This window comes from Streptomyces sp. NPDC001709, assembly GCF_053596375.1.
Window position 1 is genome coordinate 201,484 of record NZ_JBSFGB010000010.1, and the last position, 11,143, is coordinate 212,626.

Genomic DNA, 11,143 nt, shown 5'->3' on the forward strand with positions numbered 1-11,143 from the left:
CGTGGTTCCTCATCCCTCGGGTCAGGCCTGTGCGGGGGCGGTCAGGTGGGCGACGAGTTCGGTGATGCTCGACTCGCTGAGCAGTTGGAGCGGCAGCGTGCGGCCGTACCGCTCGGTGAGCTCGAAGCGGAGGTTCATCACGTTGATGGAGTCGATGCCCAGGTCGAGGAGGCTGCGGTCGGTGGGCGCGGGGCCGTCGGCTCCGGGGACGAGCATGCCGACGAGTTGGGCGATGTCCGCGGTGAGCGGGTCGGGGGCGGGGTCGGTTTCCGGCGTGGTCGCGAGGTCGGAGTCGGGGTCGGCTTCCGGCGCGGTCGCGGGCTCGGTCTCGGGCCCGGACTCCGGCGCGGTCGCGGGCTCGGTCACGGACCCGGACTCCGGTGCGGATTCCGACCCGGTCACGGACCCGGACTCCGACCTGGTCACGGCCCCGGACTCCGGCCCGGTCTCCGACACGGTCACGGACCCGGACTCCGACCCGGTCACGGACCCGGACCCGGACTCTCGTGCGGCCTCCCGCTCGGGGACCGCGGGTGCCTCGGGCTTGGGCTGGGCGGCGGCGCGTTGGGCGATGTCCTGGGCGACCGGGTCGGCGGCGGGTCGGGGCTCGGGCCCGGCCTCCGGCTCGCGGAACGCGAGTGCCTCGGGCGCGGGCCGGGTGACGGCGCCGTCGATGGCAACGGCGGCGGGTACGAGGTTCGTTCCGGCGTCGTCCCGGGGGCCGTCGAGCCAGAGGCTGCGGCGCAGGAAGGCGGACGGTGGCAGGGAGGCGAGCGGGGCGGCGGGAGCCGTGGCGTCGAGCGAGCTCCAGTCCACGTCGAGTCCGGCCAGCCACAGGTCCGCGAGTTGCCGCAGGCGGCCGTTGCGCCACAGCTCGGCGACGAAGGCACCGGTCTCCGGCGCCTCGCCGAGCCGCTGCCGGGTGCCGCGGCCGTCGCGCAGGTCGGCGGCGCGGACGGGCCCGTCCGGGTTGTCCGCGAAGTCGGCGAGCGTCGCGGCCAGTTCGGCGGTGTCCTGGGCGACCACGGCCAGCCTGCAGTCCATGGCCGCCCGGCCGGTGCGCAGGGCGCGGGCCACGGCGGCCAGGTCGCCGGTGGCCTCGGTGCCGCGCAGCCAGGATGCGAGGCGGCCGGCCGTGGCGGTCAGGTGCTGCGGGGTCGGGGCGGAGACCACCACGAGCTGCGGGCCCGGCCGCGGCTCGGTGGCCGGACGGCCGTACCGCTCGGGCACGAACTCCTCGACGATCACATGGGCGTTGACGCCGCCGGCGCCGAAGGAGCTGATGCCCGCGCGGCGCGGCAGTGGCGTGCCGTCGGCGTCGGTCAGCCGCTGCCAGGGCTGTTCGGTGTGCTGGAGGGTGAAGCGGGTGTCCTCCAGCCGGAGGTTGGGGTTGACCGGGTCGGCGTGCAGGGTCGGGGCCAGCCGGCCGTGGCGCAGCTGGAGTACGACCTTGGTGAGGGCGGCGATGCCCGCGGCGGACTCGCCATGGCCCACGGCGGACTTCACGGAGCCGAGAGAGCAGGGAGCCTCGCCGCGGCCGTAGGCGGCCGTCAGGGCGGCCACCTCCACCGGGTCGCCGAGCTCGGTCCCGGTGCCGTGTGCCTCGATGACGTTGACGGTGGCCGGGTCGGTGGCGGAGCGGCGCAGGGCTTCGCGCAGGACGCGGGCCTGGGCGGTGGGGCTGGGTGCGGTGAAGCCGTTCGTACGGCCGCTGTGGGCGACGAAGCTGCCGCGGATCACGGCGTGTACGGCGTCTCCGTCGGCCAGTGCGCGCGCCAGCGGCTTGATCAGGACCGCGCCGGCGCCTTCGCCGGGTCCGAAGCCGGCACCGCCGGCGCCGAAGCTGCGGCACCGTCCGTCCTCGGCGAGGAATCCGGACTGGCGCAGCATCCTGAACCGCGACGGGTGGACGTAGAGGTTGACTCCGCCGACCAGCGCCGCCGCGCACTCGCCGCGCCGCATCGCGTCCAGCGCCAGGTGCAGGGCGACGAGTGAGGAGGAACAGGCCGTGTCGACGGGCTGGCTGGGGCCGCGCAGGTCGAGCAGGTAGGAGAGCCGGTTGGCCAGGCTCCAGTAGTGCCCGGCGGGCATGTCCCGGTGACCGCTCGCCCACCGCTCGGCGCCCAGCAGCTTGTAGTCGCTGGAGGTGATGCCCGCGAACACGCCGACACTGCGTCGTTCGCCGTCCGCAGCGACCAGGCCGTCCAGACGGCTGCCGGTGTAGCCGGCGTCCTCCAACGCCTCCCACGCAACCTCGAGGAACAGCCGCTCCTGCGGGTCGAGCATGGCGCTCTCATGGGCCGACAGCCCGAAGAAGGCAGGATCGAAGCCGTCGATGCCATCGAGGAAGTGGCCCTGCGCCCGCACACCACCGGCATCGCTCCAGCGGTCGGCGGGCAACGCCGTAACGGTGTCCTTGCCGTTGACCAGGTTCCGCCAGAAGGCGTCGAGGTCGGGCGCCTGCGGATAGCGACCGCTCAGGCCGGTGATGGCGTAGAGGTCTTCGGTGGCGGTGGCCGTGGCCGTGGCCGTGGTGGGAGGGGTCGGGGCGGCCACGGTCGGGGCCGCGGCGGGCTGCGGGGCGGCCTCGGGCATCGCGACCACGAGCCGCAGGGCCTGTACGGGCTGCGGACGGGGCGTCGGCTGCGGGAGGGTGGTGATCAGGTGGTCGACGAGTTCGTCCACGTCGCGCAGGCCGAAGAGCATGTCGGGGCCGACCGGCGCGATGTCGGTGGTCAGCCGCGACGCCACGGTGCGGATCATGACCGAGTCCAGGCCCAGCGACTCCAGCGAGGTGCGCGGGGCGATGCTGCCGGGCGGACGGCCGAGGGTCTCGGCGACGGACCGGCACACCGCTTCGGTGACGGCCGCGCGGTGCGCGGCGTCGGAGGCGACCTGCTCCTGCGGTACGGCGGAGGCCGAGGCGACGGCAGGCGAGCCGGCGGGGGCCGAGGCGGCTGCGGTCGTAGCCGTCGTGGAGATCTCCGGGGCAGCCGCCGGCATCGGCGTCAGGTTCAATCCCGTCAAGTGGCGCTGCCAGATCTCCGCGTCGCCGTGGAAGAGGGACACCACGTTCGGGCCGGCGCCGGCCAGGAGGTGGTCCAGGGCCGCGAGGGCGGTGCCGGCGGGCAGCGGGCGCATGCCCGTGTGTTCCTCGACCACGCGGAGGACGTGGTCGGGGATGGTCATCCCGGGGACGTCCCACAGCGGCCACTGCACCGAGAGGGTGCGCCCCTGCCGCTCGCCGCGCGCCACGCGCTCGGCCCGCCGGACGGCGAAGCCGTCGAGGCAGCCGTTGGCGAAGGCGTAGTCGGACTGGCCCAGGTTGCCGGTCACCGCGGCGACCGAGGAGAACAACACGAAGGCGTCCAGGGGCAGTTGCGCGGTCGCCTCGTCGAGGGCCGCGGTGCCGTCCGTCTTGGGTGCCAGGACGTCGGCGATGTCCTGCGGGCTCTTGCGCACCAGGTAGCCGTCGCGCACGACGCCCGCCGCGTGGAAGACGGAGTGCAGCGCGCCCTCGCGGTCCAGGATTCCGCGGACCAGCGCGGCCGCGGCCCGCGGATCGGTGACGTCGGCCTGGACGTAGCGCAGGCGGTCGTGCTCGGCCACCGCCTGCCGGGCGGTGGCGTCGAGCCGCTCCCAGGAGGTGCGGCCGCAGAGCACGGCGCGGGTGCCGGGCCGCCGGGCCAGGTGGCGGGCGAGGGTCAGGCCTACGCCGCCCAGGCCGCCGGTGACCAGGTGGACGCCGTCGACACGCGCCTCGGCGCCGGCGCCGTCGGTGGGCAGGCCGAGCGGGGCCCAGACGCGGCGGCTGCGGCGTCCGTTGCGGATGTCGCACAGGTGGCCGAACTCGGCGTCCGGTGCGCTCAGTTCGGCGAGCAGCGCGGGGACGGCGGCGGCGCCGTCGTCGACGGTCAGCACCGCGCGGCCGTGGAGCCGTGGGTTCTCCTGGCGGAGCGTCTGGACGAGGGCTCCGGCGGCGTCGGCGCGGGTGGGGTCGGTGGTGACGGCGAGCAGGGTCAGCTGCTGGGTGCGCAGGGACCGCAGCGCGGCCCGGGCCGTCTCGAAGGCCGCCAGGCCGGCGGCGGTCCCGGCGGCGTCACCGGGGCGCGGGCCGAGCACCCGGAGGATGACGGTGACGGCCGTCGCGCCGCCGGCGCGCAGCGCCTCGGCGAGCCGCTGCGCGTCCTCTCCTCGTCCCGCCGCGTGCACGTCCGCTCCCGCGGCGGCCAGCGCGTCGGCGAGGTCGCCGACCGGGTCGTGGACGAGCACGGGACCCGCGGGAACCGGCGCCGCCGCCTCGGGCAGCGGCGCGTCCTGCCATACGGGCTGCTGGAGTATCAGACCCGCCAGGTCCGTCGCGTCCTGCGCCGCGACGGCAGGTGCGGCGGCCGGCGCGGCGGCCAGGTCGCCGACCGGGGCGTGGACGAGCACGGGACCCGCGGGAACCGGCGCCGCCGCCTCGGGCAGCGGCGCGTCCTGCGCCGGGGCGGCCGGCGCGTCGGTGGCCGGCGTCACGTAGTGGCGGTCGCGGGCGAAGGCGTAGCCGGGCAGGGGCAGGCGGCGGTGCCGGTCGGTGGGGGTGAGCGCGGTCCAGTCGATGCGGTGGCCCTGGACGTAGAGGCGGGCGACGGCGCCGAGTTGGTCGGCGCGTGGGTGGCCGTCGATGTCCGCCAGCAGACGGGCCAGGAGTTCGGCTTGGGCACGGTGGACGGCGGCGTCCGGGCGGCCGGTGCCGGTGGATTCCAGCCGCCTGGCGTCGGGAGCGCCTTCGGCCAGCAGGTCGAGGGAGGCGAGCAGTTCGTCCCGGCCGGTCACCAACAAGGCGGCGCGGTGCGGGTGATGACCGCGGGCGCAGCCGAGGGTGTGGGCGACGTCGGCGGGCGAGGCGTCGGCGCCGGGGCCGCGCAGCCAGCGGGCGAGGTCGGCGGCGTAGGCGGCGGGAGCCTGCGGGCGGCGGCCCGACAGCGGTACGAGCACCGGCCGGTCCTCGGAGTGCGTCACGGTACGGGCCGCAGCGGGCGGCTCCTCGACGACGACGTAGGCGTTGGTCCCGCTGAAGCCGAAGGAGCTGACGGAGGCGCGGCGCGGGCGGCCGGCGTGTTCGCCGGTCTCGCGGCGTTCGGCGGCGACGGTGAAGGGGCCTTCGGCGAAGGGGATCTTCTCGTTGGGCCGGGTGTAGTGCAGGGACGGCGGCACGTGGCCGGTGGCGACCACGCCGATGGCCTTGAGCAGGCCCGCCAGTCCGGCGGCGGCCGAGGTGTGCCCGATGTTGCCCTTGACGGAGCCGATGGGCACGCTGCCGGGAGCCAGGTTGGCCTCGGCGAAGGCGTTGTTGAGGGCGGTGACCTCGATCGGGTCGCCGAGCGGTGTGCCGGTGCCGTGGCACTCGACGTAGTCGATGCCGGCCGGGTCGATGGCGAAGCGCCGCATGGTGTCGCGGATGAGGGTGGCCTGGGAGGCGGCGCTGGGTGCGGTGATGCCGTTGGTGCGGCCGTCCTGGTTGAGCCCGGAGCCGGCGATCACCGCGTGCACGGTGTCGCCGTCGGCGAGCGCCTTGGCCAGCGGCTTGAGTACGACGACGGCGCAACCCTCGCCGGGCACGATGCCGTCGGCGGCCGCGTCGAAGGGACGGCAGGGCCCGGTCGGCGAGAGCATTCCGGCCCGGCTCATGAAGACGTACGGCAGCTCGGTCAGGTAGAGGGTGACGCCGCCGGCCAGCATCACGTCCGCCTCGCCGAGCCACAGCGCCTGGCAGGCCTGGTGCAGGGCGACGAGGGAGGACGAGCAGGCGGTGTCCACCGTAATGGCGGGGCCCTTGAGGTCCAGGTGGTAGGCGATGCGCGCGGCGAGGATGGAGTTGGAGTTGCCCTGCATGACCTGGGGCAGCCGGGCGTGCGGGCTCTCCCGCTCGATCAGGTCCTGGTAGTCGTTGAGCATGACGCCGGCGTGGACGCCGCAGCGGGCTCCGGCGAGCGTCTCGGGAGCCAGTCCCGCGTGTTCCAGGGCCCGCCAGGACTCCTGCAGGAACAGCCGGGCCTGCGGGTCGGTCAGCTCGGCCTCGCGCGGCGGCATCCGGAAGAAGTCCGCGTCGAACCGGTCGACGTCGGAGACGAAGGCACCCCACTTCGAGACCGACTTGCCTTCGGCCGAGGGGTCCGGGTCGTAGTGCTCCTCGATCCGCCACCGGTCCCGTGGCACCTCGGTGACGAGGTCGTCGCCGTCGAGGATGCGCTGCCAGAAGGTGTCCGCGTCGTCCGCGCCGGGGAAGCGGGCGCTGTAGCCGATGACCGCGATGGGCTCGCCGGCCGCGACGGACTCGACGGCCGCGTCCGTACCGGCGGCCGGAGCGGATGAGGTGGCCGGGCTGGACGAGGCGGCCCGAGCGGACGAGGCAGCCTGAGCGGACGAGGCAGATGAAGCAGACGCGGCAGCCGGAGCGGAGGAAGCGGACGCAGCAGACAATGAAGCAGACGAAGCCGCCGGAACAGACGCGGCAGACGACGCGGAAGAAGCGGACGCGTCCGTGGTGGCGGTGGCGGGGACCGAAGGAGCGGGCTGGGTCGCGGGGGTGCCGCCGGCCAGCAGCGCCTGGGCGGCGGCCCGGTCCAGGGCTCCGTCCTTGAATCGGGTCAGGATCTCTTTCGCGTCCATCGGTCTCTCGCGGTCCTCACATCGGCGGGTGGGGTGGTGTGCTGGGTCGGGCGGTTCGTCAGCGGCCGGTCGGGCCGGCGTCGGCGCCGCCGTAGCCGCCGACGATGCGTTCCATGACCTCGGGGAGGCGGAAGGAGGTGCGGTGCATGGCCGCCTCCCGGGCGATCGCCGCGTCGGTGGCGGCGAGCAGCGGCGCGGTCAGGTCCGCCTTGAGCAGTTCCAGGGACGGGCGCGGCGCCGAGCTCATGGACATGGCCAGGTCGAGGGCCGTGCCCGGCACCTTGTCGTGCGGGACGACGCGGACGGGTGCGCCGCGCTCGCGCAGTTCGGCGCCGCGGTAGTTGCGGGCCGTGTAGAGCATCTCCCGGCCGAGCTCGGCGCCGAAGCGGGCCGGGAAGAGGTGGGTGGCGCCCATGCCCGGGGTGAAGCCGTAGCGCATGAAGTTGCCGGTGTAGACGGAGCGCTCGCTGAAGACGGCCGCGTCCGCGTACAGCGCCAGGACGAGCCCGCCGCCGATCGCGTGGCCCTGTACGGAGGCGACCACCGGCAGCGGGCAGCGGGCGAAGACGCGGAAGAAATCGTCGGTGTCGAAACTTCCCTCGCCGCGGGCGAAGTTGACGAGCTCGCGCTGGGATCCTCCGGCGCAGAACAGCTCCGGCATGCCCTCCACCAGCAGCACCCTGGTGCGCGGCTCGGCGACCGCCCGCTCGACCGCGGCGACCAGGCCGCGGCTGAGTTCCGGGCCGAAGGTGTTGCGGCCCCGGTGGTCGGCCATCCGCAGCACGGCGACCGGGCCCTGCCAGGACAGGGCGACCACGTCCTGCTCGTTCGTCACCGTGCTCATGCCGCACCCGCTTCGGCCAGCCGGCCCAGCCGCGCCCGGCAGTCCGGATCCGCGAACCGGTCGAGCAGCCGCCGCGAGGCGTCCCGCCCGAGGTCTTCGTCTCTCGGGAACAGCCGCGCCCGGTAGTCCTTCAACGCCGCGGCCGTGCCGCGGTCGACCCGGCCGAGACCGGCCAGCACCCGGCGCAGCAGCGGCTCGGCGTCCGGCTCGGTGAGGTCGGCGAGTCCGGCCGCCACGGCGGCCTCGGCGTCGAACTCCTCGGCGCGCAGCGTGGCCGCGAAGGCCCGCTGCTCGCCGGTGCGCCGGGCGACGAAGGGCAGTGCCATCGCCGGGACCAGTCCGACCAGCGCCTCGGTGAGGCGGAAGGTGGCCCGTCCACTCGCCAGGACCAGGTCGCAGGCGGCGGCGAGGCCGACTCCGCCGGCCGTCGCGCGGCCGTCCACCAGCGCGACGGTGACCAGCGGCGTACGGGTCAGCCGGTCGAGCAGCGTCCAGTACGGAAGCTCTTCGCGGCCGTCGGGCAGGCCGCCGGGATCCGGGGCGCCGTCCGAGAGGTCGGTGCCGGCGCAGAAGTCCGTGCCGGTCGAGGAGAGGACGAACACGCGGCAGGCGGGATCGGCCTCGGCCTGGTCGAGGGCAGCGGAGAGTTCGGCGAGGAGCGGCGCGTCGATGGGGTTGCGCCGCTCCGGACGCACGAGCTCCGCGCGCAGCAGGCCCCGGCCGCGGCTGACGCGGACGGCGGAGGTCATCGGTCGCCTCCGAGCCAGACGTACTCGCGGTGGTAGTCGCGCACCGCTTCCAGGACCAGGCGCGGGCGGCCGGTGCCGCCGCCGGACAGCGACTTGGTGATCTGCGGGAACCGGTCCAGGTCGAAGGTGAAGTCGCGGGCGCCGAACTTCAGCTCCGCGGTGGCGACGAGCAGTTCGTCGTACTCCGGGACCGTCAGCTCATAGCGGGAGTCCAGGGCCTCGCGGATGCCCATGGCCCGGACCGTGCGCTGCGACTCGGGCGTGATGACGGCGCTGTAGAACTCCGAGGCGCAGCCGGAGCCGTAGGAGAAGACGCCGACGCGGCGCTCGCCTTCGATCACGGCGTTGTCGATGGTGCTGGCCAGGGCCAGGAAGACGGTGCCGGCGTAGATGTTGCCGACCTGGCGCGGGTATTCGATGGCGGCGGACAGCCGGGCGTTGAAGTCGTCCTCGATGGCCTGCGGGTTCATCCGCTTGAGCTTGCGCAGTACGGCGCGGTGGGCGCCCTTGACCATGCCCGGGAACGGCGTGTGCATGGCGAGCAGGTCGAAGCTGTCGACCAGGTCGGCGCCCTCGACCTTGCTCGCGTAGTCGGTGAACGAGCCCTTGAGGCAGTCGATGTAGCTGAGCAGCGACAGGTCCACGTCGCCGGCCTCGGCCTCGGGGTCGGGGCGGCAGGTGTCCATCACCTCGTAGCTGTGGAAGCCGTTGGCGCCGCGGTCGAAGGAGGCCACGACCGGCTCGTCGCCGATGAGCATGGCCACCGCGCCGGCGCCCTGGCTGGGCTCGACGTAGGTGTGCGGCACCGGACGGGCCACGTCGCTGCTGATCACCAGGGCCTTGGCGCCGTCGAACGGGCTGGCGGCGACCACGGCGGCGGCCATCTGGACGGCCGCGGTGCCGCTGTAGCAGGCCTGCTTGGTCTCGAAGAGGCGGCAGGAGCGCGGCAGTCCGAGGTGGTCGTGCACATAGGTGGCGAGCGACTTGCCGAAGTCGACGCCGGACTCGGTGCCGACGATGAGCAGTTCGATGCGGCCGCGCTCCTCCTCGGTCAGCGCGTCGACGATGGGCTTGGCGGCGTTGACGGCGAAGGAGACGGCATCCTCGCAGTGCAGGGCGACGCTCTTGCGGGCCATCATCAGGTTCTCGATGCGGCTGTCGTCCAGCTTGCGGGCGGCGAACAGGGTCGGGACGTCGACGTAGGTCTCACCGAGGTAGGCGTTGATGGCTTCGATGCCGACCGGCTTCATGGGGTTCTCCGAAAGTCAGGGGCTGGGCTGTGGTCAGGGCGCGGAGTGCGGCTCGGGCAGGCGCAGCACGACCGAGGCGTTGATGCCGCCGAAGGCGAAGCTGTTGCTGAGAGCGGTGCGCAGCGGGCGGTGTTCGGCACGGGTGCCGGCCAGCGGCAGCCCGGGCGCGGCCGGGTGGTCGAGGTTGGGATTGGGGTGTACGGCGCCGGCTCGCAGCTGGCCGATGACGGCCACCGCCTCGATCAGCCCGGCGGCGCTCAGGCAGTGTCCGGTCAGCGGTTTCGTGGAGTTGACGCGCAGCGCGTCGCGGTCGCGGAAGACCTCTCGCAGCGAGGCGGCCTCGACCTCGTCGCCGAGGACGGATCCGGTGCCGTGCGCGTTGACGTAGTCCACCTCGCCGGGGCCGATGCCGGCGGCGGCCAGCGCGGAGCGCATCGCCGCGGCCTGGCCGTGCGCGTCGGGTTCGGTGCCGCGCCGGGCGTCGAGCCGCTGGCCGTGTCCGGCCACCTCGGCCAGCACGCGGGCGCCGCGCTCGCGGGCGGCCTCGGGACGCTCCAGGACGACGGCCGCGGCGCCTTCGCCGCGGACGAAGCCCTGGCGGTCGCGGTCGAAGGGCCGGCACATCCGCTGCGGGCTGTCGCGGAACTCGCGGTAGGCCATCGCCCCGGTACGCCGGAACGCCTCGGCCTCGACCGGCGAGACCTCGGCGGCGGGCGCGACCACCAGGACGCGGTCCGCCCATCCCGAGGCGACCATCCTGGCGCCCTGGATCAGCGCGATCGCTCCGCTCGCGGAGGCACCGCCCACCGTCCAGCCCTCGCCGCGCACTCCGGTCACCTCACTGACCGCGCCGACCACGTCGACGTCGAGGTGGGTGAGCGCGTAGGAGGCGCGCAGGCGGCCCGGGGCCCGGTGGTGGCCGAGCACGGTCTCCGCCTGGTGGGCGAGCGCCAGATTGCTTCCCGCCACCACGAGCGCGGTCCGCTCGCCCCAGCCATGCCGGCCGTCGGTCCCCGTCCCCGTCTCCGTCTCCGTGTCCGTGTCCGGAAGGAGGCCGGCGTCCAGCACCGCGCGCAGGGCGACGCAGGCGGCGGTCCGGGCGGGCAGGGCGGCCCGTCCGGCGACCGTGCGCAGCCGCGCGGCGGTCTCCGGGTGTCCGGACAGGTGGCGTCCGGCCCAGTCGGCGAGACCGAAGGGCGCGAGGGCCGCCACCGGCAGCGGGCGGTCCTCCACCGCGGTGTCCGCGTCCGCTGCCTGATCCTCGGTCAGCGTCACCGCGCTGCGCCCCGCGAGCAGGGCGTCGGTGAAGCCGTCCAGGGTCTCGGCGAGCGGGCTGAGCACCGCGGCGGCGGTGACGGCCACCGGGCCCGCGCTCGGGAGGCGGGAGGCGCTCACACGTACTCGCTGAAGACGGCGACCAGCGACTTCAGGTCGGAGGCCTGGGTGAGTGCATGCGCCGGGACCTTGATCCCCAGGTCTTCCTGGGCGGCGATGACCACGTCCATACGGTCGATGGAGTTGGCACCCAGCTCGCGCATGCTGCGGTCCGGGGTGATCTGTGCCTCGGTGAGCTCGGGGAGCACCTCGAGAAGGTTGTTGCGGATGACGGCGAAGATCTGATCGGGAGTCATGGTGTGGTCTCTGTT

General features: G+C 74.5%; 6 protein-coding genes. All 6 read right to left on the reverse strand.

What is annotated here, in order from left to right; translation table 11 throughout:
* Positions 1-21 precede the first annotated feature (21 nt).
* Genes ACWC0C_RS17830 through ACWC0C_RS17855 form a run of 6 tightly spaced genes read right to left on the reverse strand, consistent with a single transcriptional unit; the run spans position 22 to position 11,128 of the window.
* Positions 22-6,654 (reverse strand): SDR family NAD(P)-dependent oxidoreductase, encoded by a 6,633-nt coding sequence (locus ACWC0C_RS17830; RefSeq protein WP_450864790.1) that lies wholly within the window; start codon positions 6,652-6,654, stop codon positions 22-24.
* A gap of 58 nt (positions 6,655-6,712) precedes the next feature.
* Positions 6,713-7,498 (reverse strand): polyketide synthase, encoded by a 786-nt coding sequence (locus ACWC0C_RS17835; RefSeq protein ID WP_450864791.1) that lies wholly within the window; start codon positions 7,496-7,498, stop codon positions 6,713-6,715.
* Entirely contained in the window at positions 7,495-8,247 is a 753-nt protein-coding gene (locus tag ACWC0C_RS17840) for an enoyl-CoA hydratase-related protein (protein WP_450864792.1), read from the reverse strand. The genes ACWC0C_RS17835 and ACWC0C_RS17840 overlap by 4 nt, the downstream gene beginning before the upstream one ends.
* Positions 8,244-9,497: a hydroxymethylglutaryl-CoA synthase family protein gene (locus ACWC0C_RS17845; protein ID WP_449195690.1), complete on the reverse strand. Its 1,254-nt coding sequence runs from the start codon at positions 9,495-9,497 to the stop codon at positions 8,244-8,246. Before ACWC0C_RS17845 ends, ACWC0C_RS17840 begins: the two co-directional genes overlap by 4 nt.
* A gap of 33 nt (positions 9,498-9,530) precedes the next feature.
* Complete coding sequence (locus ACWC0C_RS17850) at positions 9,531-10,892, reverse strand: beta-ketoacyl synthase N-terminal-like domain-containing protein (protein WP_450864793.1); 1,362 nt, start codon at positions 10,890-10,892, stop codon at positions 9,531-9,533.
* Positions 10,889-11,128, reverse strand: coding sequence for a phosphopantetheine-binding protein (locus ACWC0C_RS17855; RefSeq protein ID WP_449195692.1), 240 nt, complete (start codon positions 11,126-11,128; stop codon positions 10,889-10,891). Before ACWC0C_RS17855 ends, ACWC0C_RS17850 begins: the two co-directional genes overlap by 4 nt.
* Positions 11,129-11,143: the final 15 nt, after the last annotated feature.